The organism is Mesorhizobium sp. RCC_202, assembly GCF_041355295.1.
Classification (GTDB): domain Bacteria; phylum Pseudomonadota; class Alphaproteobacteria; order Rhizobiales; family Rhizobiaceae; genus Mesorhizobium.
Window position 1 is genome coordinate 224,142 of the sequence record NZ_JBFUPO010000007.1, and the last position, 23,491, is coordinate 247,632.

28 protein-coding genes are annotated in these 23,491 nt (G+C 63.9%); 21 read left to right on the forward strand and 7 right to left on the reverse strand.

Features of this window, described 5'->3' with window-relative positions:
* Positions 1-23: 23 nt before the first annotated feature.
* Positions 24-620, forward strand: a complete 597-nt coding sequence (gene rimM, locus AB6802_RS18190) for a ribosome maturation factor RimM (RefSeq protein WP_371011541.1) — start codon at positions 24-26, stop codon at positions 618-620.
* Positions 617-1,306: a tRNA (guanosine(37)-N1)-methyltransferase TrmD gene (trmD, locus tag AB6802_RS18195; RefSeq protein WP_371011542.1), complete on the forward strand. Its 690-nt coding sequence runs from the start codon at positions 617-619 to the stop codon at positions 1,304-1,306. Before rimM ends, trmD begins: the two co-directional genes overlap by 4 nt.
* 19 nt (positions 1,307-1,325) lie before the next feature.
* Here the strand turns inward: trmD and AB6802_RS18200 are convergent, their stop codons facing one another.
* Both AB6802_RS18200 and AB6802_RS18205 read right to left on the reverse strand, forming a co-directional pair.
* Positions 1,326-1,739: a GFA family protein gene (locus AB6802_RS18200; RefSeq protein ID WP_371011543.1), complete on the reverse strand. Its 414-nt coding sequence runs from the start codon at positions 1,737-1,739 to the stop codon at positions 1,326-1,328.
* Positions 1,740-1,771: 32 nt separating this feature from the next.
* Complete coding sequence (locus AB6802_RS18205; RefSeq protein ID WP_371011544.1) at positions 1,772-2,398, reverse strand: LysE family translocator; 627 nt, start codon at positions 2,396-2,398, stop codon at positions 1,772-1,774.
* Between the two features lie 243 nt (positions 2,399-2,641).
* On the opposite strand from AB6802_RS18205, the gene AB6802_RS18210 reads away from it, so the two are divergent.
* On the forward strand, positions 2,642-4,123 hold the full coding sequence (locus tag AB6802_RS18210) for a PLP-dependent aminotransferase family protein (protein WP_371011545.1): 1,482 nt from the start codon (positions 2,642-2,644) through the stop codon (positions 4,121-4,123).
* On the opposite strand, the gene AB6802_RS18215 is transcribed toward AB6802_RS18210, so the two are convergent.
* Positions 4,105-4,857: a sulfite exporter TauE/SafE family protein gene (locus AB6802_RS18215; protein ID WP_371011546.1), complete on the reverse strand. Its 753-nt coding sequence runs from the start codon at positions 4,855-4,857 to the stop codon at positions 4,105-4,107. The genes AB6802_RS18210 and AB6802_RS18215 overlap by 19 nt on opposite strands.
* 333 nt (positions 4,858-5,190) lie before the next feature.
* On the opposite strand from AB6802_RS18215, the gene rplS reads away from it, so the two are divergent.
* The 7 genes from rplS (at position 5,191) to leuC (ending at position 11,700) form a co-directional block, all read left to right on the forward strand.
* Positions 5,191-5,730 (forward strand): 50S ribosomal protein L19, encoded by a 540-nt coding sequence (gene rplS, locus AB6802_RS18220; protein WP_371011547.1) that lies wholly within the window; start codon positions 5,191-5,193, stop codon positions 5,728-5,730.
* Positions 5,731-6,180: 450 nt separating this feature from the next.
* Positions 6,181-6,594 carry an organic hydroperoxide resistance protein gene (locus tag AB6802_RS18225; protein ID WP_371011548.1) on the forward strand — a complete coding sequence of 138 codons (414 nt, stop codon included), beginning with the start codon at positions 6,181-6,183 and terminating at the stop codon, positions 6,592-6,594.
* On the forward strand, positions 6,591-7,091 hold the full coding sequence (locus AB6802_RS18230) for a MarR family winged helix-turn-helix transcriptional regulator (protein WP_371011549.1): 501 nt from the start codon (positions 6,591-6,593) through the stop codon (positions 7,089-7,091). Before AB6802_RS18225 ends, AB6802_RS18230 begins: the two co-directional genes overlap by 4 nt.
* Before the next feature lie 235 nt (positions 7,092-7,326).
* Positions 7,327-8,124 carry a transporter substrate-binding domain-containing protein gene (locus AB6802_RS18235; protein ID WP_371011550.1) on the forward strand — a complete coding sequence of 266 codons (798 nt, stop codon included), beginning with the start codon at positions 7,327-7,329 and terminating at the stop codon, positions 8,122-8,124.
* A gap of 262 nt (positions 8,125-8,386) precedes the next feature.
* Positions 8,387-9,199, forward strand: a complete 813-nt coding sequence (locus tag AB6802_RS18240; protein WP_371011551.1) for an amino acid ABC transporter permease — start codon at positions 8,387-8,389, stop codon at positions 9,197-9,199.
* Positions 9,200-9,258: 59 nt separating this feature from the next.
* Positions 9,259-9,894 carry a class I SAM-dependent methyltransferase gene (locus AB6802_RS18245; protein WP_371011552.1) on the forward strand — a complete coding sequence of 212 codons (636 nt, stop codon included), beginning with the start codon at positions 9,259-9,261 and terminating at the stop codon, positions 9,892-9,894.
* 396 nt (positions 9,895-10,290) lie between these two features.
* Complete coding sequence (gene leuC / locus AB6802_RS18250) at positions 10,291-11,700, forward strand: 3-isopropylmalate dehydratase large subunit (RefSeq protein WP_371011553.1); 1,410 nt, start codon at positions 10,291-10,293, stop codon at positions 11,698-11,700.
* A gap of 110 nt (positions 11,701-11,810) precedes the next feature.
* Here the strand turns inward: leuC and AB6802_RS18255 are convergent, their stop codons facing one another.
* A complete protein-coding gene (locus tag AB6802_RS18255; protein ID WP_371011554.1) occupies positions 11,811-12,116 on the reverse strand; it encodes a hypothetical protein in 306 nt (101 codons plus the stop codon).
* Positions 12,117-12,263: 147 nt separating this feature from the next.
* Between AB6802_RS18255 and AB6802_RS18260 the strand changes: the two genes are divergently transcribed.
* Positions 12,264-13,457: a GGDEF domain-containing protein gene (locus AB6802_RS18260; RefSeq protein WP_371011555.1), complete on the forward strand. Its 1,194-nt coding sequence runs from the start codon at positions 12,264-12,266 to the stop codon at positions 13,455-13,457.
* Between the two features lie 248 nt (positions 13,458-13,705).
* Here the strand turns inward: AB6802_RS18260 and AB6802_RS18265 are convergent, their stop codons facing one another.
* Positions 13,706-14,059, reverse strand: a complete 354-nt coding sequence (locus AB6802_RS18265; protein ID WP_371011556.1) for a hypothetical protein — start codon at positions 14,057-14,059, stop codon at positions 13,706-13,708.
* Positions 14,060-14,336: 277 nt separating this feature from the next.
* Between AB6802_RS18265 and AB6802_RS18270 the strand changes: the two genes are divergently transcribed.
* The 7 genes from AB6802_RS18270 to AB6802_RS18300 all read left to right on the forward strand — a co-directional run bounded on the left by AB6802_RS18270 (position 14,337) and on the right by AB6802_RS18300 (position 19,715).
* Positions 14,337-14,783 carry a hypothetical protein gene (locus tag AB6802_RS18270; protein ID WP_371011557.1) on the forward strand — a complete coding sequence of 149 codons (447 nt, stop codon included), beginning with the start codon at positions 14,337-14,339 and terminating at the stop codon, positions 14,781-14,783.
* A 225-nt stretch (positions 14,784-15,008) separates the two neighbouring features.
* Positions 15,009-15,434 (forward strand): succinate dehydrogenase, cytochrome b556 subunit, encoded by a 426-nt coding sequence (gene sdhC, locus AB6802_RS18275; protein ID WP_371011558.1) that lies wholly within the window; start codon positions 15,009-15,011, stop codon positions 15,432-15,434.
* Positions 15,431-15,826 carry a succinate dehydrogenase, hydrophobic membrane anchor protein gene (sdhD, locus tag AB6802_RS18280; RefSeq protein WP_371011559.1) on the forward strand — a complete coding sequence of 132 codons (396 nt, stop codon included), beginning with the start codon at positions 15,431-15,433 and terminating at the stop codon, positions 15,824-15,826. The genes sdhC and sdhD overlap by 4 nt, the downstream gene beginning before the upstream one ends.
* Before the next feature lie 4 nt (positions 15,827-15,830).
* Positions 15,831-17,645, forward strand: a complete 1,815-nt coding sequence (gene sdhA / locus AB6802_RS18285) for a succinate dehydrogenase flavoprotein subunit (RefSeq protein WP_371011560.1) — start codon at positions 15,831-15,833, stop codon at positions 17,643-17,645.
* Positions 17,646-17,647: 2 nt separating this feature from the next.
* The gene (locus tag AB6802_RS18290; protein WP_371011671.1) at positions 17,648-18,082 is read left to right on the forward strand and encodes a DUF3052 domain-containing protein; all 435 of its coding nucleotides are present in this window, start codon (positions 17,648-17,650) and stop codon (positions 18,080-18,082) included.
* Positions 18,082-18,861: a succinate dehydrogenase iron-sulfur subunit gene (locus AB6802_RS18295; RefSeq protein ID WP_371011561.1), complete on the forward strand. Its 780-nt coding sequence runs from the start codon at positions 18,082-18,084 to the stop codon at positions 18,859-18,861. Before AB6802_RS18290 ends, AB6802_RS18295 begins: the two co-directional genes overlap by 1 nt.
* Before the next feature lie 224 nt (positions 18,862-19,085).
* A complete protein-coding gene (locus AB6802_RS18300; protein WP_371011562.1) occupies positions 19,086-19,715 on the forward strand; it encodes a YceH family protein in 630 nt (209 codons plus the stop codon).
* 34 nt (positions 19,716-19,749) lie between these two features.
* Here AB6802_RS18300 and AB6802_RS18305 read toward each other — a convergent pair whose 3' ends face one another.
* Complete coding sequence (locus AB6802_RS18305) at positions 19,750-20,175, reverse strand: OsmC family protein (RefSeq protein ID WP_371011563.1); 426 nt, start codon at positions 20,173-20,175, stop codon at positions 19,750-19,752.
* A 230-nt stretch (positions 20,176-20,405) separates the two neighbouring features.
* Here AB6802_RS18305 and AB6802_RS18310 point away from each other — a divergent pair, with 230 nt between their 5' ends.
* Positions 20,406-20,615, forward strand: a complete 210-nt coding sequence (locus AB6802_RS18310; protein ID WP_371011564.1) for a hypothetical protein — start codon at positions 20,406-20,408, stop codon at positions 20,613-20,615.
* Positions 20,612-20,968 carry a YciI family protein gene (locus tag AB6802_RS18315; RefSeq protein ID WP_371011565.1) on the forward strand — a complete coding sequence of 119 codons (357 nt, stop codon included), beginning with the start codon at positions 20,612-20,614 and terminating at the stop codon, positions 20,966-20,968. Before AB6802_RS18310 ends, AB6802_RS18315 begins: the two co-directional genes overlap by 4 nt.
* Positions 20,969-20,981: 13 nt before the next feature.
* Here the strand turns inward: AB6802_RS18315 and AB6802_RS18320 are convergent, their stop codons facing one another.
* A complete protein-coding gene (locus AB6802_RS18320) occupies positions 20,982-22,586 on the reverse strand; it encodes a GMC family oxidoreductase (RefSeq protein ID WP_371011566.1) in 1,605 nt (534 codons plus the stop codon).
* A 243-nt stretch (positions 22,587-22,829) separates the two neighbouring features.
* On the opposite strand from AB6802_RS18320, the gene AB6802_RS18325 reads away from it, so the two are divergent.
* Positions 22,830-23,360: a hypothetical protein gene (locus tag AB6802_RS18325; protein WP_371011567.1), complete on the forward strand. Its 531-nt coding sequence runs from the start codon at positions 22,830-22,832 to the stop codon at positions 23,358-23,360.
* Positions 23,361-23,491 lie beyond the last annotated feature (131 nt).

Here is a 23,491-nt window from a genome sequence, read left to right on the forward strand (position 1 = left end):
AGCAGGGCAAAGGAAAAGCCACCATGTCCAAGCCCCAGAACCCCGTACAGATGGCCGTGATCGGCGCCGCGCACGGCATCAAGGGCGAATTGCGGGTGAAGACCTTCACCGGCGATCCGCTGGCGCTCGCCGATTACGGGCCGCTCTACGCCAAGGACGGTCGCGCCTTCCAGATCATCGACATAAGGCCCGCCAACAGCGTTGTCGTGGTGCGCTTCAAGGGCGTCGGCGATCGCAATGCGGCCGAGGCGCTCGCCGGCACCGAACTGTTCGTCGACCGTTCGATGCTGCCCGACGATGGCGAGGAAGACGAATTCTACCATGCCGACCTTGTTGGCCTCGAAGTCCGCGACGACACGGGTGCTGTCGGCAAGGTCGTCGCGGTGCACAATTTCGGCGGTGGCGACATTCTGGATGTCACGCTTGGCGGCCGCAAAGGCGTGCTGATCCCGTTCACGCAGGCAGCGGTCCCGGACGTGTCGATCACTGAGGGCTTCGTCCGCATCGATCCGCTGTCGGCCGGTCTGGTCGAGGATGAAGATGGGGATGCGCCGCGCGAGGAAGATTTCGACCCGAAAGGCCGTCCGCGCGGGCCGAAGGATGCCGGAGGCAACCGGTGAGCTTTGCCGCTTCGGTGCTGACGCTCTATCCGGAGATGTTTCCGGGCGCGCTCGGCCTGTCGCTGGCCGGGCGGGCGCTGGAGGCCGGCACCTGGTCGCTGGAAGCGATCCAGATCCGTGATTTCGCCACCGACAAGCACCGCACCGTCGACGACACGCCGGCCGGCGGCGGCGCCGGCATGGTGATGCGCGCCGATGTGCTGGCCAAGGCGATCGACCATGCCTCGCCTGAAGGCGATTTGCGTCCGCGTCTGCTGATGAGCCCGCGTGGAAAACCGCTGACCCAGGCCCGCGTGCGCCAGCTCGCCGCCGGGCCGGGCGCCGTCATCCTGTGCGGGCGCTTCGAGGGCGTCGACCAGCGGGTGATCGACGCGCGGGGATTAGAGGAAGTCTCGATCGGCGATTACATCCTGTCCGGCGGCGAGCCGGCGGCGTTGGTGTTGCTCGACGCGGTGGTGCGGCTGCTGCCCGGCGTGATGGGCAATGCCGTGTCCGGCGAGGAAGAGAGCTTCGAGAACGGCCTGCTCGAACATCCGCATTACACGCGGCCGCAGGAGTTCGAGGGCAGGCCGATCCCGGACGTGCTGATCTCCGGCAACCACAAGAAAGTAGCCGAATGGCGGCGCGCCGAGGCACGGAAGCTGACGCAAGCGCGCAGACCGGATTTGATGGTAAAAGACCGCTAGGATCTCGCTGCAGCCGGCATCATCCAGGCATTCGCTCGAATTTCGGCAGCGTCGGGTCCATCCTATCCCAGACATGGCCGCGGATGCCGTAGGTCACCATTTGCGGATTGAACTGGCCGGGCTCGTCGAGGCTGGTGGCGTGGATGGCGATCAGCTCCGGCATCGCGGCGAAGGTCAGGTAGACCGGTGTGCCGCAGGTCGGGCAGAAGGCGTGGATCTTTTCATTGCCGCTGTCGCCTCTCACACGCCAGGTTTTCGCTTCGCCCGTGATTGTCATTTCAGCGCGCCTGTCAAAAGTCAGATAGGAGCCGTGGCCGGTGCCGCTGCGCTTCTGGCAGTCGCGGCATTGGCAGTGGTTCTCGACCATCGGCTCGCTGCTTGTCTCGTAACGGATCGCGCCGCAAGCGCATCCACCGGCATAGTGTCTGGTCATCGCCGTCTCCATTGGCCGAATTCCTGGTTGGTTCAGCGGTGTCCGATCGCGGCGGCGGAGATGCCCGTCAAGACGAAAGTCAAACCCGCGCCGATGTTGATCCCGGCAACCACGCGCGGCCGACGCAGCAGCCATCGGCTCAGCACCGAGGCGAAGCTGCCGATCACGGAAAGACCGATGGCGGCGATGAGCGCGAGCCAGGCTCCGTAGGTCAGCATCTGCGTGTTGACCGGGCCCCGCTCGGCGCTGACGAATTGCGGGATGAAGGCAAGCACGAACAGTCCGATCTTCGGATTGAGCACGTTCGACATCAGTCCGGCCAGATAGATGGCGGAAAGCGGCCGCCGCGTCGTCGGCGCAAAGCTGACCAGATTGCGCGAGAACAACGCCTTGGCTCCCAGCCAGATGAGATAAGCCGCCCCAGCGATCTTCAGCACCAGGAATGCGGCGGCGGAGGTCTGGATCAGCAGCGCCAGGCCGAAGGTGGCGGCGAGCGAATGGAACAGGATGCCGGTGCCGGCGCCCAAGCCCGACACCGAGGCCGCCAGGCGGCCCTGGCTAAGCCCACGTGCAATCGACAGCACGATGTCGGGTCCGGGCGCAAGCACGATAAGAACGCTCGCAAGCGTATAGGCCAGCCAGATATCGATCGGAAACATGGCTCTATTCTCCCATCAAGGCGTTGGTGGCGGCGGCAGTCCTTGCTGATTTCAATCGGGCATCTGAAGGACAGCTCGCGCCGGTCGTCATGGGCTGAACGATAGAGAGCGGCTGCTTGCCCGCACAGCCACAGCCAGCTGGCATCTGATGTGGTACAGTGCGATCCAACGGGCATCTGTACCAGGCGAAGTGCCGGCCATCTGTGTCAGTCGGCGCGGTCGATTTTGCGCTAGGCATTGCACATGCAGGATAGTCAATCCGCCGAGATCCTTTACCAGCAGCTGGCGCAGTCGATCGCGGCGCCGATCCGGGCGGGAACGCTGATGCGCGGCGAACGCATTCCCTCGGTGCGCGAACTGGCGCGCAGCCGCGAGGTGTCGATCGGCACGGTGCTGCAGGCTTATCGCATGCTGGAAGACGCCCATCTCATCGAGGCGCGGCCGCGCTCTGGCTATTTCGTCGCCAGCCGACCGCTCAACCTGCCCGAACCGGAGACGTCGAACCCGCCGGCCGATTCCATGGCGGTCGATGTCAGCTCGCTTGCGGCCCGCGTCATGCATCTGGCGCACGATCCCGGCTACATCTCCTTCGGCGCAGCCTGTCCGAGCGCGGACCTGTTTTCGGAGGAACGCGTGCGGCGCGCCGTCAGCCGCGCGGTGCAGCGCCACCGGGCAACGCTGTGCAGCTATACGACCGGCTATGGCGACGAGAGCCTGCGCCGGGCGATCGCGCGCCATGCGCTGCGCATGGGCTGCCAGCTTGACCCGCAGGACATCATCGTCACCAACAGCTGCCTGGAATCGATCACGCTGTGCCTGCGCGCGGTGACCAAACCCGGCGACATCGTCGCGCTGGAATCGCCGACGCTGTTCGCCTTCCTGGAAATCCTCGAGAACCTGCATTTGCGGGCGCTGGAGATTCCGACGCATCCGCGCACCGGCTTCTCGCTCGACGCGCTGCAACTCGCTTTCGACACCCAGCCGGTCAAGGCCGTGCTCTGCGTGCCGACGCTCTCCAATCCGATAGGATCGAGTATCCCGCTCGCCGACCGGCAGCGGCTGGCGTTGATGGTCGCGCAACGCGGCATCCCGCTGGTCGAGGACGTGCTCTACAACGATCTCGCCGAGCAGGAGGACCAGCGCCGCGCCGTGCGCGCCTTCGACAGCAGCGGGCACGTCATGATGTGCGGCTCATTCTCCAAGACGGTGGCGCCGGGCCTGCGGCTGGGCTGGGTCGAAGCCGGGCGCTGGGGCGCGAAGCTGGTGCGCCTCAAGGAATCGACCAGCGGCAGCCAGACGGCGTTTCTGGAGCGGGCGCTGGCCGACCTTCTGACGCAGCTAGGCATCGAAGCCGGATACCGCCAGTTGCGCGCGACGGTCGCGACGCGGGTCGACGAAGCTCGCGGCTTGATCGCGCGGCATTTCCCGGCTGGAACGCGTCTCACCGATCCGCAGGGTGGGTTCATCCTGTGGGTCGAGCTGCCGCCGGCGATCGATTCGCTGGAGCTGTTCAAGGTTTGCCTGGCGGAAAACATCGTCATTGCGCCGGGAAAGATGTTCAGCGCCACCGGCTATTTCGGTCACTGCATCAGGCTCGGGCTCGGCGGGCGTTGGGACGATGCCCATCGCCAGGCACTACGACGCGTCGGAGAGCTGGCGAACTCCATGATGACCTTGCCGGCAATGCCACCGGGCACGGATAGGGTTCAGGCCTTGGTGAAATAGTAGAAAGCCAAAAACAGGCCGACGCCGACCACGAAGCCGCGCACGACGCCTTGCGGAACGCGTTTGGCGATCCAGACGCCGGCGTAGCCGCCCAGCGCGCCGCCGGGGATCATGACGATCGCCTGCGGCCAGGCGACGACGCCGCCCGAGACGAAGACCAGGATGGCGATGGCCGCGATGACCACGGCCAGCATGTTCTTCAAGGCATTGAGCTTGTGATAGTCGCCGGCCTGCGTCAGTCCGAGCGTCGCCAGCATCATCACGCCCATGCCGGCGCCGAAGAAACCGCCATAGACCGATGTAAGGAACTGCGCCAGCGAGCCGGCAAGCGTACCGACCGAGGCCTGGTGCTCCGGTCCGGCCGTCGGTTTCAGCCACGGTCCGGCGGCGAACAGCGCGGTTGCGGCGATCAGCAGCCACGGCACCAGCGCGCGGAAGGAAGGGTTGGACAGCGCAAGCAGGATGAGAGAGCCGGCCAGCGCGCCGAAGGCGGAGATCACGCAAAGCAGCAGCGCCTGACGCCAGAAGTGCTTGATGTCGTCGCGATAGGCCAGCGTCGAGGTGATGTAGCCGGGAAACTGCGTCACCGAGGAGGTGGCGTTGGCGACGATCGGCGGCACGCCGACCAGCGTCATAGCGCCGAAGGTGACGAAGGTGCCACCGCCGGCGACGGCATTGACCGCGCCGGAGACGAAACCCGAGAGAAAGAGCAGGACAGCATCGAAAAAACTCATTTTCCCGGCTTAGAAAGCTTATAGGCCTCGCGCAACCCGGCACGACGCCAATAACATGGTGCCATCGAACGCAAAAATATGCTTTTTGATGCATGTCGTCGCCCCAGAACCGCTCACACTTCCGGGCGACATGCATTAGGGCGTGACAAAGCGGCAAAATGGCTGTATGTGCCCGCCCGAACCGGAAGAACGATCTTCTGGACCCGTCAACAAGTGCGGTGTAGTCGTCCCTGCCCGATGTTTCGACAAAGGGCATAGCCGAGCGGTCATAGGAACTGCAAGGCGAGCGCAGGACGCTCTGACTGTCGGAAGAACAAGAAGTGGATTTTTGAGATGGATCTCATCCGTCAGCTCGAGGCCGAACAGGCCGCCAAGATCGAAGCCAAGCGCAAGCTGCCCGAATTCCAGCCCGGCGACACCGTGCGCGTCCAGGTGCGCGTCACCGAAGGCACCCGTACCCGCGTCCAGGCCTATGAAGGCGTCGTCATCGCCCGCGCCGGCTCCGGCTTCCAGGAGAATTTCACCGTCCGCAAGATTTCCTACGGCGAAGGCGTCGAGCGCGTTTTCCCGGTCTATTCGCCGATGGTCGAGGGCGTCGAGATCGTGCGCCGCGGCAAGGTGCGCCGCGCCAAGCTCTATTACCTGCGTGACCGTCGCGGCAAGTCGGCCCGTATTTCGGAAAACACCGGCGTGCGCGCCCGCAAGTTGAACGATGAGGAGCGCGACGCGCTGAACGCCGAGAAGGCCCGCATCGAGGCCGAGAAGATCGCCGCCGTGCAGGCGCTGGCCGCCGAGACGGCCGCAAAGGAAGCCGCCGAGAAGAAGGCCGCCGACGAGGCCGCCAAGGCCGCGGAAGCGACCCCGGCCGAATAAGATTTCAAGAAGCATGATTTCTAAAAAGGCGGCTTCGGCCGCCTTTTTTCGTTTGGCGAACAGCCAAGGCATTCGACCATGGCGCTTCGTGTTTGCGGATACTTTGGCGATTAGCCGTGACATCAGTGCTTCGTCATCCACGGGCGAAGCAAGGAGCGCAGCGACGCGGCGCAGACCCGAGGATCCATGCCGCGACTTCTGAGCGCCGCTACGGTGCAGAACCGGCTGGTTAGCGCTACTCTCATTCTGAACCGCTGCGCGCGTGTCGAACGCCACGGCATGGATCCTAGGGTTTCCGCGACGTCGCTTCGCGACTGCTCCACCCTAGGATGACGAAGTCTGGGATTTCCGCCGTCCCCAAGATAGCGAAAAAACACAGCAGCGAGGGGCTTGACCTCCAATTACCTTGTGTACTAAATAATCGTGTACAAGATAATTTGGAGATTTGATATGGCACTCTACACCGCACAGGCTCACGTCACCGGCGGCCGCGCCGGCCATGGCGAAACCAGCGACGGTCTGCTCAAGGTGGATCTCGCCATGCCGAAGGAGCTCGGCGGGCCGGGCGGCGCCACCAATCCGGAGCAGCTTTTCGCGATCGGCTATGCCGCGTGCTTCGAAAGCGCCATCCGCTTCGTCGCGCGCAAGCAGAAGCTGGCGCTGGCGGATGCGGCGGTGACCTCCACCGTCAACCTGCTGCCCAACGGCGAGGGTTTCAAGCTCGGCGTCGCGCTGGCGGCCGAAACGAAAGGCCTTGATCAGGCGGCAGCGGAAGCGCTTGTATCGGAAGCGCACAAGATCTGCCCCTATTCGAACGCCATCAGGGGCAATGTCGATGTGGCGCTTTCGGTAAAGGCTGCATGACGACAAAAATCGAAACGAGAACCAGGGAAGTTCCGGCGCCGCAAGACGCCGGGGCTTTTGCCGTCCCGCGCCTCGACCAGCAACTCTGCTTCGCGCTTTATTCGGCGAGCGGCCTGATGACCAAGCTCTATCGGCCGCTGCTCGAGCCGCTCGGTCTCACCTATCCGCAATATCTGGTGATGCTGGCGCTCTGGCAGCGTTCACCGAGCACGATCGGCGAGCTCGGCGAGGCGCTGGGGCTGGATTCGGCGACGCTGACGCCGTTGCTCAAGCGCATGGAAGCCGGCGGACTGGTCACGCGCCGGCGCGATAGCGCCGATGAGCGCCGGGTGCTGGTCGAGCCGACCGCCAAGGGCGAGGCATTGCGCGCCAGCATGAAGGATGTGCAGGCGGGTCTCGCCTGCGGCATGCCGCTGGAGCCGGAGGAGCTTAAGTCGCTGCACCGGACTTTAACTGGCTTTGTCGCCAAGCTGCGTGACGTTGCGTCAGCATCCTGACCGTCGTTTGACGGATTTCCTTCTGTCTTTCAGATGCCTAGTTTGCCGCCGCGCGATAAATACCAATGGCGATGCGTTCTAAGACAGCATCGGCGGAAGGCATTGGAATCCGCTTTCGCATAGCGCCGAGCACCGGACCGGCTTGCAAGCCGTCTGCGGACGGCTAAAGTCGCGCTCGGATTTTGATGTGGGGCCAAGCTCTGTAATAGGGCTTTTTCATCCTGGAGCTTTTATCATGACCAAGTCGAAACTGTTGCTGGCCGGCCTGCTGGCCTGTCTTCTCGCGCCCGCCGTTGCCTGGGCCGACACACTGCCCGATCTCGCCGGTAAGAAGGTCGTGGTTGTGACCGAAAACGCTTATCCGCCGCTGCAGTTCATCGACAAGAAGACCGGCAAGCAGATCGGCTGGGAATATGACGCGATGGACGAGATCGCCAAGCGGCTGAACTTCAAGGTCGAGTACCAGAACACGTCCTGGGACGCGATGATCCAGGCGGTTTCCGACAACCAGTACAACATCGGCATGACCGGCATCACCATCAAGGACGACCGCAAGGAGAAGGTCGATTTCTCCGACCCCTATATGCGCTCTGAACAGTTCATGCTGGTGCGCGGCGACGAAAGCCGCTTCACCGACGCCAAGAGCTTCGGCGCCTTCAAGGATGGCCTGATCGGCGCGCAGCCGGGCACCACGCCTTTCTACACCGCCGTCTACAGCGTGCTCGACGGCAATGAGCAGAATCCGCGCATCAAACTGTTCGAGACCTTCGGCGCGACCGTGCAGGCGCTGAAGACGGGCGACGTCGACGTCGTGCTCACCGACGGCACCGCCGGCCAGGGCTATGTCGATGCCTCCGAAGGCAAGCTGAAGCTGATCGGCGGACCGCTCGGCACCGAGGATTTCGGCTTCATCTTCCCGAAAGGCTCGGAGCTGGTGAAGCCGGTCAACGCCGCGATTGCCTCGCTCAAGGCCGACGGGACGTTCGACAAGCTCAACAAGAAGTGGTTCCTCGATTACAAGATGGGGCAGTGAGCTCGTCTTTGTTGCGCGCAGTGGGCTTGCAGGAAATTGCGCTGACATTGCGCCCAGGCCCCCCTCTCTGCCCTGCCGGGCATCTCCCCCTCAAGGGGGGAGATCGGATGTCATCTCGACCTTCGCCAATCTCAGACGCCGTAGAATGGGCGGCGGGGCCGAAGCTGCTAATCTCCCCCCTTGAGGGGGAGATGGCCGGCAGGCCAGAGAGGGGCGCCTGGGCACCGCCCTTTCGGAACTTCCTGTCAGGCGAAACCGCCTAATGGCCGCCGCATCATCCTCCGCCAAGCCCGAATTCCCCTGGTGGCTGGCCGCCGCGGCTGTGCTTGCATTGGCCGCCGCTCTCTCCATCGCCTCCAGCGACCTCTATGCCCAGGTCTTCGCCACGGTCGCCAAGGGCATCTTCATCACCATCTTCGTCACCGCCGTCGCCTTCGCGTTCGCCTCCGCGCTCGGCCTCGGCATTGCGCTGATGGCGCTGTCGGGCTCGCAGTGGCTGCGCCAGATCGCGCGCTTCTATGTCGAGATCATCCGCGGCGTGCCGATCCTGGTGCTGTTGTTCTGGATCGCCTTTGCCGGCGCGCCGGCCTTCGTCGCGGCCTGGAATGCGCTGACCGCGCCGCTGCAGAGCGCTGGCCTCATCGGCGAATTGCTGGTGCGCGACGTCTCGCTCTTGTGGCGCGCCATCATGGCGTTGACCATCGGCTATTCGGCTTTCATCTCGGAAGTGTTCCGCGCCGGCATCCAGTCGGTCGAGAAGGGCCAGATCGAGGCCGCCAAGGCGCTTGGTCTGTCGCGCGTGCAGCGGTTCCGGCTGATCGTCTTCCCGCAGGCGATCCGCATGATCCTGCCGCCGCTCGGCAACGACTTCGTCGCCATGGTCAAGGATTCTTCGCTGGTGTCGGTGCTTGGCGTGGCCGACATCACCCAGATGGGCAAGGTCTATGCCGCCGGCTCGTTTCGCTTCTTCGAGACCTATTCGATCGTCGCCTATATCTACCTCATCCTGACGGTCAGCCTGTCACTGGCATTGCGGGCGCTGGAGCAGCGGTTGCGCAGGCAGCATCAGGAATAGGCGGCCGGCAAAGTCCGCGCTACGATCCTTCGGCTTGATATCGCGGAGAAAACAACCCCATGAATTTCGACAAGGCCAATGCGGCGCTGGATTCGGTGTATTCGGCAGACACGCCGGAGGGCCTGGCCAAGGCTTATGCCGAATGGGCCGCGACCTATGACAGCGAGACCGCGTCGCTCGGTTATCTCCTGCCTTTCCTCATCACCGCCTGGGTGGCGCGGCATGTGCCTGCCGGCGAAGGTCCATTGCTCGACGCCGGCTGCGGCACCGGTCTTTCGGGGCCATCGCTGAAGGCGCTGGGTTATAGTGACATTGCCGGCCTCGACCTTTCCGACGATATGCTGAAGCTCGCCGGCGGCCGCAACGCCTACAGCGAGCTTAAGAAAGCGATGCTCGGCGGACCGCTGCCCTGGCCTGACAGGCATTTCCGCGCCTTCTTCTCGACCGGTGTCTTTACCATCGGCCATGCGCCGGCTTCCGGCCTGTATGATCTCGTGCGCATCACGAAAGCCGGCGGCCACGCTATCTTCACCGTGCGCGACCAGGTTTTCGGAAGCGGTGGGTTTCAAGCTGTGTTCGATGAATTGACGCAGGCAGGGAAATGGCGCGCGGTGGAGCAGAGCCCATGGTTCCGCTGCTACGCGATCGGCGATCCGGAAGCGCTGGTGAAGACGTTTGTCTTTGAGGTGATGTGAGCGCTTCTTCCCTTCCCCCCTTGTGGGAGAAGGTGGTCGCGAAGCGGCCGGATGAGGGGCGCTCCAGGGAACGCCAACGCCTCACTCCGCTGGAACACCCCTCTTCCGTCTCGGCGCGACGCGCCGATCCACCTTCTCCCACAAGGGGAGAAGGGAAGGCGCCGCAATTGCCGAAAAGCCAAAACATTGCTATCTAGCCCGCCATGGAAAAGCTTTTCAGCGATCCGGCCTATAAGGGTTTCGTGCTGCAGGACAGAAAGCGCCTGCCGTCGCGGTTCTCCGCGCGCGTTTGCGGCGCGCTCACCAGCCGACTTAGCTGAAGCCGACTGATCGCAGTCGTCGCGCCGGATTGCCGGCGTTTTAGTTTCCTATTCTCATATCGACGGATTTACGCACATGAGCGCACCGCGCACCCTCTACGACAAGATCTTCGACGACCATACGGTCGACCGCCAGGACGACGGCACCTGCCTGCTCTATATCGACCGCCACCTCGTGCATGAGGTGACCAGCCCGCAGGCCTTCGAGGGCCTGCGCATGAGCGGCCGCAAGGTCCGGCATCCGGAAAAGACGCTGGCCGTCGTCGACCACAACGTGCCGACCTCGCCGGAACGCAAGTTCGGCATCAAGAACGAGGAAAGCCGCATCCAGGTCGAGGCGCTGGCCAAGAACGCCAAGGATTTCGGCATCGAGTATTATTCCGAGAACGATATCCGCCAGGGCATTGTCCACATCATCGGTCCGGAACAGGGTTTTACCCTGCCCGGCATGACCATCGTCTGCGGCGACAGCCATACCTCCACGCATGGTGCTTTTGGCGCCTTGGCGCACGGCATCGGCACGTCGGAAGTCGAGCATGTGCTGGCCACGCAGACGCTGATCCAGCGCAAGGCCAAAAATATGCTGGTGCGTGTCGACGGCCAGTTGCCGGAAGGCGTCACCGCCAAGGACATCATCCTGGCCATCATCGGCGAGATCGGCACTGCCGGCGGCACCGGCTACGTCATCGAATACGCCGGCGAAGCCATCCGCGCGCTGTCGATGGAAGGCCGCATGACGATCTGCAACATGTCGATCGAGGGTGGCGCCCGCGCCGGCCTGATCGCGCCGGACGAGACGACCTTCGCCTATGTGAAAGACAAGCCGCGCGCGCCGAAGGGCGCGGCCTGGGATGCGGCACTTGCCTATTGGAAGACGCTGCAGTCCGACGAAGGCGCGCATTTCGACAAGGTCGTCGTGCTCGACGCGCAAAAACTGCCGCCGATCGTGTCCTGGGGCTCCTCGCCCGAGGACGTCGTCTCGGTGCAGGGCGTCGTGCCCGATCCGGAAGAGATCACGGATGAGAACAAGCGGACGTCGAAAATCCGCGCGCTCGACTATATGGGGCTCACACCCGGAACCCGGATCACCGACATCGAGCTTGATCGCGTGTTCATCGGCTCCTGTACCAATGGCCGTATCGAGGACCTGCGCGCCGCCGCGAAGGTGGTTGAGGGCAAGACGGTCAATCCGCGCGTCAACGCCATGATCGTGCCGGGCTCCGGCCTGGTCAAGGAGCAGGCGGAAGCCGAGGGTCTCGACAAGATCTTCCTCGCCGCCGGTTTCGACTGGCGCGAGCCGGGCTGCTCGATGTGCCTTGCCATGAACGACGACCGGTTGAAGCCGCATGAGCGCTGCGCCTCGACCTCGAACCGGAATTTCGAGGGACGGCAGGGTTTCAAGGGTCGCACGCATCTGGTGTCGCCGGCCATGGCGGCGGCCGCTGCGATCGCCGGCCACTTCGTCGACATCCGCGACTGGAAATAACGTCCCGTCATCGGACGTAAAAACGGCCCAGTGCAAAAAGCCTGGGCCTTTTTTGCCTTTTCGGCAAAGAGTTACAGCGTTTCGCCGTTTCCATGAAACGGTGAAGCGCTCTAGCGGCGGACGATCTCGTGGAATTCTTCTCGCCGGCCGGGCTCATCGGCGGCAACGACCAGCGCCAGCTTGCGCTCGTCGAAGATCTTGAACCACTCGTCCCATTCGACGAGATCGTAGCCGCCGGCATTGGGCGGGCGCTCCGGCCTGTCCTCGTCCTCATAAGCCTGCTGATCGAAGACCAAACGCAGCATGGCCTGCGTTCCCGGCTCGGGGGAGACGTCGACGATGGCTGGAAAACCGGCGCGCGCCGCCGCCCAGGTGCGGATTTCATCGTGGTCGGTCAAAGTCACGGTATCGGCCATCTGCATTGTCTCCTGTGTGCCCGGACAACGCTGTTTGCGTGAGCCGGTTCCGCTTGTATTTGCAACGCGTCTGTCGGTGCTTAACCGCTTGTTTGGGCTTGCGCACTACGATCTCCCCTTGGGTAAGTTGGGGAAAGTCGCAGTCCTTTGGATACCGGTCTGCTTATAGCGCTGCTCAATCCAACGATAGCGCTGGCGCTTGGCGCTGCGTTCGCCGTGCTGTGGTCCTATCAGCGCCACAGGCCGTATCTCGCCGCGTTGGCCGTAAGCTACTGTTTGTCGGCGCCGGGCTTTCTGTTCCAGTATTTTACGCTTCCCGTCGGCGTGGCGATGACCAAACTCATCTCCAACATCTGCTTCGCCATCGCAGCCTGCTGCCTGTCCAGCGCGATCGTCGCGCGCTACGGCCGGCGCGTGCCTTATATCGGCATCGCGGTCATGGTCGGCGGGGGGCTGGCGGCGTTCTGTTGGTTCATGTTCGTCCAGCCTGACCTCACCTGGCGCGTGCTTGCCACGAATTTCGGCTTCGGCGGTCTCAGCCTACTGGTTGCCGCCGAGCTCAGGCCGGTGCGCAACAATGGACCGACCGAAAAGATACTGTTCGTTCTGTCGCTGCTGTCCGGACTGAACTTCACCGCCCGCACCTTGATCGTCGTCATCGCGCACGGGCCGTTCCCCAGCTATGACGGGTTCTACGGCTCGTCCTATTGGACGACCGCGTTGTTGTCGCACGCGCTGCTGTCGCTTTTGATCGCGCTCTGCCTGTTCTCGGCAGCGGCGCTCGACGTGATGAAGACGCTGAAGGCCGAAACCCACACCGATCCGCTGTCGGGCATCCTGAACCGCCGTGGCTTCGAGGAACGCGCCGCGCGCCTGCTTGAGCAATGCGACAAGGCCGGATTTCCGGTCGCGCTGGTGCTCGCCGACCTTGATCACTTCAAGGCGTTGAACGACCAGCACGGGCACGAAGCCGGCGATCGCGTTATTGTCGACTTCGCGGCCAAGCTGCGCGCCGCCACGGGTGCTCGCGGGGCGGCCGGCCGTATTGGCGGTGAAGAGTTTGCCGTGTTGCTGCCGCTGACTGATCTGGCCGCGGCGCGATTGTTCGCCGAAGCGATCCGCACTTTCTATTCGGCCGGCACTATCGTCGGCCTGCCCGGCGTCAAGGTGACCGCGAGCTTCGGCGTTGCCGCCCGCACTGGCAAGGAAGGGCTGCCGCCGATGATGCGGCGTGCCGACGAGGCGCTCTACAAGGCCAAGAAGAACGGCCGCGACAGCGTCCGGCTTTCCTACGAGCGGCCTGAAACGGCTTTCACCGCGGAGCCGCTCGCGGTCGGCTGAGGCAGGCGGCCCCAGCGACACCCTCCCCGCGTTAACGTGGGTTTCGCCGGTCGATGATTTGCTGTCGGTCGGCAGACATGGGCAGCGCCGAATTCATCCTGATGATCAAACTGTTCGTCGCCGGGCTGTTGGCGGCGGTCTCCTGACGGTCGCTGTCTAATGACACCGGTCGCGTGGCAGGCGGCCGCCCTAGATCAGGATCACGCTATTCCGGACGGAAGTCGCTTCACACTTTTCCGGCAACTGCTTCAGCGGCAAGGGCTGAGGTTGGGCATCTCGCCGTCGGAAAGCCCGTACATATAGGAGCGGCCCTTCACCAGCACCGGCGGCTGGTAGCAGCCCGGGGAACCCGGCTCGTCGGCGTCGTCATAGACGACAGCCGGCTGGCCGGCGCCGGTGTAATCGGCAAGTTTCTTGGCCAGCTTACCCTCGCCGACGATGATGCGCTTGTAGCCGGCGGCGCTGTCGATGACGAGATTGCCGAAGGAGTCGGCATAGACGCGGTCATGGTGGCGACCGGCTTCTGCCGGCGCGGCTGCCGCAACGGCAAAGACCGCCAGCGCTGCGGCCGCCAGGCTTGCCCGCACTGAATTCAAACGCATGTCGCTCTCCCTTGGTCGACGCGAGATCGCGCCTGGACTGCGGTTCGAATCAGAAATTAACCTTTTCTTAACCTTTGTTAAGGGCCGGGACGGTCTTCGAGGCGCGGACTTAACAAACATGGTTAATTTTGCGGGACTGATGCGTCCCCGGCATCCACCTCGGCGTCGGCCGGTCGCCAGTGGCTTATTTACTGGTGAACTTGATCTTGGCGAGCCGCATGGCTAGCGTGCCGCACACGAAAAGGGACAGCGTATGATTTTTGGCCGCACGGTTCGCATGTCGATCACAATCCCGCTGCTTCTGGCGGTCGCTGCCTGTGTGGCGCAGAACGGCGCGCCGAAGTCGGCGAACGCTCTCCCGCCCACCGCCTCGCCTGCCCCGATTGCGGAGTCCGGCGCACCGCCAGCCTCCCTGCTATCGCCGACGCCAGCAGCAATGCCCGCCGCGCCGCCGACCAAGACCATCACTGACCTTACCGCGCCGCGCTCCAGTGTCGGCATGGCCACTTACAGATGCGGCAATGGCGGCACGATCGCCATCCAGAACCTAGGCAACGCCCTGCGCGTGGTGAGGCCCGATGGCACGACCGAGGAGTTCGCGGCATCGCCCGCCAATCAGAACAGCCGCTACCAGGAAGCGGCGACGCATGACGCAATCGTGATCGACGGCCGCGAAGCACTGGTGATGAAGAGAGGTTCGACGCCGCAGACCTGTAAGAGGTGAGCGCTTGCTGCACTGCAACGAACGCTGCGCCGGCTTCGAAACGATCGCTAATCGATTGAAGCGTCGGGCCCTCGATTTGTCAGACTAAATGACTTTTCCAAAACGATTTTCCGGCTTTGACGCGGTGCAAAAAGAGCATTAGAAACCGGCTGTCCAGAGCCATATATGAGAGCGGCGAGCGCCGATTTTCGGTAGCGGCATCCAGGACGCCGAACTGGGGCAGCCATGAGCAAATCACCAGCCACCCGCGCAGTTGCCAGACGTGAACGGCCGCTCTCGCCGCATCTGACGATCTACCGCCCGCCGATCACGATGACGATGTCGATCGTCCATCGCATCACCGGCGGCGCGCTCTATTTCGGCACGCTTCTGGTGGCGGCCTGGCTGATCGCGGCTTCGACCTCGCAACCCGCCTTCGACTGGGTGAACTGGGCCTTCGGCACCTGGCTCGGCCGGCTGGTCCTGTTCGGCTACACCTGGGCGCTGATGCACCACATGCTGGGCGGCGTGCGCCACCTCGTCTGGGACACCGGCGCGGGGCTGGAGAAGCACACTGCCTCGAAGATCGCCTGGGCGACGCTCGCCGGCTCGGTTCTGCTCACCCTTCTGATCTGGATCGCCGGCTATATGGCGCGCGGAGGCCTGGCATGAGCGGCTCAACCAACGATATGCGCACGCCGCTGAGCAAGGTGCGCGGCCTGGGCTCGGCCCGCGAAGGCACCGGCCATTTCTGGCGCCAGCGGCTGACCGCGATCGCCAACATTCCGCTGACCCTGTTCTTCGTTGGCTTCCTCATCGCCATCAACGGCCACGGCTACACCGACGTGCGGACGGCGCTCGCCAATCCCTTCGTAGGCCTGGTGCTGGCACTGGTGCTGATTTCCGCGCTCTATCACATGCGTATCGGCATGCAGGTCATCATCGAGGACTATGTGCATGGCGAAGGCATGAAATTGGCCCTCATCGCGCTCAACACATTCTTCGCAGTGGCTGTCGGCGTCGCTTCGCTGTTTGCGCTGCTCAAACTTGCATTCGGAGGCTGAAGCCTTGGCCAAGGACGCCTATACTTTCGTCGACCACAAATTCGACGTGGTCATCGTCGGCGCCGGCGGCGCCGGCCTGCGCGCCACGCTCGGCATGGCCGAGCAAGGGCTGCGCACGGCCTGCATCACCAAGGTGTTTCCAACGCGCTCGCACACGGTCGCGGCGCAAGGCGGCATCGCCGCCTCGCTGTCCAACATGGGGCCTGATTCCTGGCAGTGGCACATGTACGACACCGTCAAGGGCTCGGACTGGCTGGGCGATGTCGACGCCATGGAATATATGGTGCGCGAAGCCCCGGCCGCGGTCTACGAGCTCGAGCATTACGGCGTGCCGTTCTCGCGCACCGAGGAAGGCAAGATCTACCAGCGGCCATTCGGCGGTCACATGATGAACTATGGCGACGGGCCGCCGGTGCAGCGCACCTGTGCCGCCGCCGACCGCACCGGCCACGCCATTCTGCACACGCTCTACGGCCAGTCGCTGAAGAACAACGCGCAGTTCTTCATCGAGTATTTCGCGCTCGACCTGATCATGGAGCCGGACGGCACCTGCACCGGCGTCGTCGCCTGGAATCTCGACGACGGCACCATCCACCGTTTCTCCGCCAAGATGGTGGTGCTGGCGACCGGCGGCTACGGCCGCGCCTATTTCTCCGCCACCTCGGCGCATACCTGCACTGGCGACGGCGGCGGCATGGCGGCCAGGGCCGGCTTCCCGCTGCAGGACATGGAGTTCGTGCAGTTCCACCCGACCGGCATCTACGGCGCCGGCTGCCTGATCACCGAAGGCGCGCGCGGCGAGGGCGGCTATCTCGTCAATTCCGAGGGCGAGCGCTTCATGGAGCGCTACGCGCCGTCGGCCAAGGACCTTGCCTCGCGCGACGTCGTCTCGCGCTGCATGACGCTGGAGATCCGCGAGGGCCGCGGCGTCGGCAAGAAGAAGGACCACATCTTCCTGCATCTCGACCATCTCGATCCAGCCGTGCTGCATGAGCGGCTGCCGGGCATTTCGGAATCGGCCAAGATCTTTGCCGGCGTCGATCTCACGAAGGAGCCGATCCCGGTGCTGCCGACTGTGCACTACAATATGGGCGGCGTGCCAACCAATTACTGGGGCGAGGTGCTGAACCCGACGACTGACAATCCCGACCGCGTGTCGCCCGGCCTGATGGCGGTCGGCGAGGCCGGCTGCGCTTCCGTGCACGGCGCCAACCGGCTCGGCTCCAACTCGCTGATCGACCTTGTCGTGTTCGGCCGCGCGGCGGCCATCCGCGCCGGCCAGGTCATCGACCGCACATCGGCGATCCCTTCGCCCAACGAAGCTTCGGTTGAAAAGATCATGGACCGCTTCGACAGGCTCCGCCACGCCAACGGCTCGACGCCGACGGCGGTGCTGAGAGAGAAGATGCAGCGCGCCATGCAGGAAGACGCCGCCGTGTTCCGCACGCAGGAATCGCTGGAGAACGGCTGCAAGCGCATCTCGGAAATCTGGCATGAGCTGAAGGATATCAAGGTCACCGACCGCTCGATGATCTGGAACTCCGACCTCGTTGAGACGCTGGAGTTGGAAAACCTGATGGCCAACGCCATCACCACGGTCCACGGGGCCGAAGCGCGCAAGGAGAGTCGGGGCGCGCACGCGCGGGAAGATTTCTCGGCACGCGACGACGCCAACTGGCGCAAGCATACGCTTGCCCATCTGAGCGAAGACGGCAAGGTGACGCTCACCTACCGACCGGTGCACACCGAACCGCTGCTGGCGGAAAAGGACGGCGGCATCAGCCTGGCCAAGATCGCGCCGAAGGCGCGGGTGTACTGATGATGGCGCCGGCGGCCTCAGGATATTCCGGCACGCCGCTTCCGGCCAAGCTCGGCCTGAAGGACGGCATGGTTGCCGCTTTCATCGCGCTACCGCCGGAGCTCGATGCGCTGGCCGGCGCCGTCTCCTTTGCCGGCGTCGATCGGCTCCCCAAGTGGTCGGCGATCTCGGGCAGCCAGAAATACGATGCCGTGCATGCCTTCACCCAGCAGCGCGCCGAGATCGAGGACAGCCTGGCCGGCATCGAGACCGCGATCAAGCGCGACGGCATGGTCTGGGTCTCATGGCCAAAGAAGGCCTCGAAGGTGCCGACCGACGTCACCGAGGACGTGATCCGCGGCGAGGCGCTGAAGCGCGACCTGGTCGACGTCAAGGTCGCCGCCGTGAACGAAATCTGGTCCGGGCTGAAGCTCGTCATCCGAAAGGACCGCAGGTAATGGTCGAACTCACGCTCCCCAAGAATTCCAAGGTCCAGCAGGGCAAGACCTGGCCGAAGCCGGACGGCGCCACGAACCTGCGCGAATACCGCATCTACCGCTGGTCGCCGGACGATGACGAGAATCCGCGCATGGACACCTATTTCGTCGACATGGACGATTGCGGGCCGATGGTTCTCGACGCGCTGCTGTGGATCAAGAACAAGATCGACCCGACGCTGACGCTGCGCCGCTCCTGCCGCGAGGGCATTTGCGGCTCCTGCGCCATGAACATCGACGGCTCGAACACGCTGGCCTGCACCAAGGGGTGCGACGATATTTCGGGTGCGGTGAAGATCTACCCGCTGCCGCATATGCCGGTGATCAAGGACCTGGTGCCCGACCTCACCAATTTCTACGCCCAGCACGCTTCGATCGAGCCATGGCTCAAGACGGTCTCGCCGCAGCCGGCTAAGGAATGGCTGCAGAGCCATGAGGACCGAGAGAAGCTCGACGGGCTCTATGAATGCATCCTGTGCGCCTGCTGCTCGACATCGTGCCCGAGCTATTGGTGGAACGGCGATCGCTATCTCGGCCCGGCGACGCTTTTGCAGGCCTATCGCTGGCTGATCGACAGCCGCGACGAGGCGACGGGCGAGCGGCTCGACAATCTCGAAGATCCGTTCCGGCTCTACCGCTGCCACACCATCATGAACTGCGCGCAGACCTGCCCGAAGGGGCTGAACCCGGCCAAGGCGATCGCGGAGATCAAGAAGATGATGGTGGAGCGGCGGGTTTAGGTCGCTCGCTTTCGAACGCAGCGATCCTTCGCGCCCCCCTCTGTCCTGCCGGACATCTCCCCCACAGGTGGAGAGATTGGCTGTCATCGCGGCTTTCGCCAATCTCCGAGGTTGAAGGATGATGCGTCGTCGGCCAAGCTGCTGATCTCCCCCCTTGTGGGGGAGATGTCCGGCAGGACAGAGGGGGGCGCTGCCCCGCCGGCGCTAGAAAGGATTGCAACTCAATGAGTGATGACCTTCCCATCCTCTCCGTCGTCGAAGCGCGCGTGCTCGGCTGCCTGATCGAGAAGAAGGAGCTGACGCCGGATGTCTATCCGCTGACGCTCAATGCCGCACTCGCCGCCGCCAACCAGAAAACGGCGCGCGAGCCTGTCATGGCGCTTGAACAGACAGAGGTGCACCGGGCCCTCAAGCTGCTCGAGCAGAAGGGGTTGGTGCGGCAAATGTTCGGCTCGCGCGTCGAGCGCTACGAGCATCAGATGGCGCAGCGCTTCTCGCTGACCACGCCGCAGAGCGCGGTGCTCGGCCTGCTCCTGTTGCGCGGGCCACAGACGGCGCATGAGCTGTTGGCGCGAGCTGAGCGCATGGCGCGGTTTTCGTCGATCGAGGGGCTGCGCGGTGAACTCGATATGCTGATCGGCCGCAGACCGCCGCTGGTCCAGGAAATCCCGCGCGGGCCGGGCCAGCGCGAGGACCGCTATGTGCACCTCCTCGCTGGCCCGGTCGACGTTGCGGCGCTATCGTTGCCGCGCAGTGCGCCGGTCGTGTCCGGCTCCGACCTTGAGGCGCGGGTCAGCGCGCTGGAGGAAGAGGTCGCGGCCTTACGGGCAAAGATCGAAGCGCTGGGCGCTTAGCTCACCAGAAACGTTGGTGCGATGGATCGCTAGCTCAGCCCAATTTCGCGTCCAGCGAAACCTTGATCGCGCCGAGCGCCTTGGACACCGGGCACTCCGCCTTGGCCTTCTCGGCCAGTTCCTTGAACTTCGCGGCATCGATGCCCGGCACTTTGCCGACCAGGGTGATGGCGCTGCCGGTGATGCCGGTGCCGGGAACCAGGGTCACCACCGCCTTGGCGTCGAGCTCGGTTGCCGGCGTGCCGTTTTCGGCGAGGAAGTGTGAGAGCTGCATGGCGTAGCAGCCGGCATGGGCGGCGGCGATCAACTCTTCGGGATTGGTGCCCGACTTGCCGCTCTCGTCTTCGAAACGCGCCTTGAACGAATAGGGCGTGCCCTTGAGCGTCCCGCTCTGCGTGTCGATCGTGCCCTTGCCTTCCTTCAGATTGCCTTTCCAGACGGCGTTTGCGGTGCGGTCCATGAAGTTCCTCCTTGAGTGTCGAGGGTTGCGCCAGCGGGACGCCGGCGTTCTTCAGGACTATAGCGCGGGCGCGGCGGAAGACCATCCATACCGTTGAAGCGACCGCGCCAGGGTTCCCGGCGGGCGCCAAAAATCTCCCGAAAAAATGCGCGTGCAAAAATGTCGACTTCCGGTCGGCCGGATCGTCCTGCGGGCGGCCATGGATTTTCGCGGCCGGATGGAGGTTCGAAATGGACAATCTGCTTTTCACACTCTGGAAGCGCCCAATCGCCCGGCGGCAAGATCCCTGGCTCGGTCCGCCGGCATCCGGTTTTGGCCGGCTGCTTGTGGCCGTCGCTGTCATTGGCATAGGCGCGTGCCTTCTCGACCACGTCGCGGGCAAGGCTGACACGCTCGTCATCGCCTCTTATGGTTCATCGCAGGAAGGGAGCTTCAAATGAAATATGTGCTGCTGGTCTATGGCGAGGAAAAGGACCTTTACGCGCTGACCCCGGAACGCGGCGCAAGGCTCGACGCCGATTCGCTGGCTCACAACCGGACGCTGGAGGGCCAAGGCAAGCTGATCATCGCGCAGGCGCTGCAATCGGTGAGGACCTCGAAATCGCTGCGCCGGCGCAAGGGCAAGACGCTGGTCACCGACGGGCCGTTCGCCGAAACCAAGGAGCAGCTGCTCGGCTTCGTCATGATCGAGGCGGCGGATCTCGACGAGGCGTTGAAGATTGCCGCCGATATTCCGCTGGCCGAGATCGGCACGGTCGAAATCAGGGCAATCTATAACGTGCCGGGATCGTAAAGCCTTCGCGGGCTCACGCGCGGCGGATCATGTCCGCCGCCTTCTCGGCGATCATGACCACCGGTGAGGCGGTGTTGCCGGAGACGATGCGCGGCATGATCGAGGCGTCGATGACGCGCAGACCCTCGACACCGGTCACACGCAGGTCGGAGCCGACGACGGCGCGGTTGTCGACGCCCATGCGGCAGGTGCCTACCGGATGGAAGATCGTCGTCGCGATCAAGCCGATCTGGTGCAGCAGGTCGTCGTCGGACCGGTGGGCGAGGCCGGGCAGGATTTCTTCCGGCTGGAAGGCTGCAAGCGCCCTGGCAGTCATGATCTCGCGCGCCTGTCGCACGGAGCGCAGCGCGACCTCGCGGTCGCGCACCGTCGAGAGATAATTCAGCCGGATTTCCGGCTGCACCGCCAGCTCGCGCGTCGTGGCGTGCACCGAGCCGACGCTGTCAGGGCGCAGATTGCACACCGACATGGTGATCGCCGGGAATGGGTGCAGCGGGTCGCCGAGCCGGTCGGTCGACAGCGGCTGGACATGATATTCCAGATCCGGCGTCGCAATCGACGGATCGGATTTCGAGAACATGCCGAACTGGCTCGGCGCCATCGACATCGGCCCCGAGCGGGCAAAGGCATATTGCAGCGCGATGCGCGCCTTGCCGGTCAGGCTGTTGGCAAGCGTGTTGAGCGTCAGCGCCGACGACACCTTGTAGACGGTGCGGATCTGCAGATGGTCCTGCAGGTTTTCGCCGACATCAGGGCTGGCGTGGACGACCTCGATGCCCAGTCCGGCGAGGCGGTCCGGCTGGCCGACGCCGGAAAGCTCGAGCAGTTTTGGGGTGTTGATCGAGCCGGCCGTCAGCAGCACCTCGCGCCCGGCCTTTGCCTCGATGGTCTCGCTGCCGGCGCGGTAGCGAATGCCTGTCGCGCGCTTGCCTTCAAACAGCACCTTCTCGACATGGGCGTTGACGACCAGCCGCAGGTTCGGCCGCCGCAGCACCGGCCGCAGGAACGCCTTGGCCGTGTTCCAGCGCACACCGTTGCTCTGGTTCACTTCGAAGAAACCCGAACCCTCATTGTCGCCGTCGTTGAAATCCTCGCGCGGCATGATTCCGAATTGCTTGGCCGCCTCCTGCACCGTGTTGAGGATCGGCCAGGACAGGCGTTGCCGCGCCACTTTCCATTCACCGCCGGAACCATGCAGGTTGGTCTTGCCGGCATGGTGGTCTTCGGATTTGAGGAAATAAGGCAGCACGTCGTCCCAGCCCCAGCCGACATTGCCCATCTGTCGCCAGCCGTCATAGTCCGCCGCCTGGCCGCGCATGTAGATCATGCCGTTGACCGAGGTGCAGCCGCCCAGCACCTTGCCGCGCGGATAAACCAGCGTGCGGCCGTTGAGGGCGGCTTCGGGCGCGGTCTTCATCATCCAGTCGGTGCGTGGATTGCCGATGCAATAGAGATAGCCGACCGGGATGTGCACCCAGTGGTAATTGTCGCTGCCGCCGGCTTCGAGCAGCAGCACGCGCGTCGCCGGGTTTTCGCTCAGGCGGTTGGCCAGCACGCAGCCGGCGGTGCCTGCGCCGACGATGATGTAGTCGTAGTCGCCATCGAGCCGTTTGGTCATTGCGGTGTTCTACTCGGTCCTGCGGCCTGTTCGGCCCAGAACGATCGCAGCGTATCGGCAAGGCCGCAATAGGCGCGATAACGCCTGTTGTGCTGGTCCCGCAAGGTTGGGTCCGGACAATGGGCGGCGCTCGGCCGAGTCATGGCGTCGACGACGCGAAGATTCGTCATTGGCGGCAACTCTTGCGTGTTGAAGCAATCCAAGAGTTCTCCTATCGTCGTCGCGATTTCGGGGGACGTTCGCATGCCTTTTCTGATTGCTATTCTCGGCGTCCTGGGTGCGGCGGCGCTCTGGTGGTACCGGATGAAGGCGATGAACGAGGCGGCGCGCGAGGTTGCCGACGTCGTCGGGCGCGTCCAGGGAAACATCCGCCGCAAGAAGCTGCGCAAGCAGGCCGCACTGTCTCCATTGACGGCGATCGACGATCCGGTGGTGGCGGCGGCGACGCTGATCACCGCGATGGTTTCGGAGCAAGGTCCGGTCCTGCCGCCGCGCGAAAAAGTCATCCGCGAGGTGATCTCGCAGATCGCGGAAAACCCGAAGAAGACCGACGAGGCCGTCGTCTACGCCAAATGGGCAGCAGCCCAGATCGACGACACGACGATCGTCATCGACAAGCTGGCGCCGTTCCTGCGCGAACGGCTCGATCCGCATGAGCGGGAAGATTTGCTGCAGATGCTGAACCGGGTCGCGCAAGGCGGCGGTGACAGCCTGCGGATTGCGGATCAGCGGATGCTGAGGCTGCGGCAGAAGCTCGGCTTCGAGGTGAACTAGAATTCAGGTGAGGCCGGCCTGCAAATGGCGGCTTCCTTCGCTTCCGGTGCTCACGTACGAAAAGTACGCTCCGCTCCGGTTCTCGGAACCCACCATTTTCGCCTCGGCCTGACCTGAATTTGCGCGGCAGC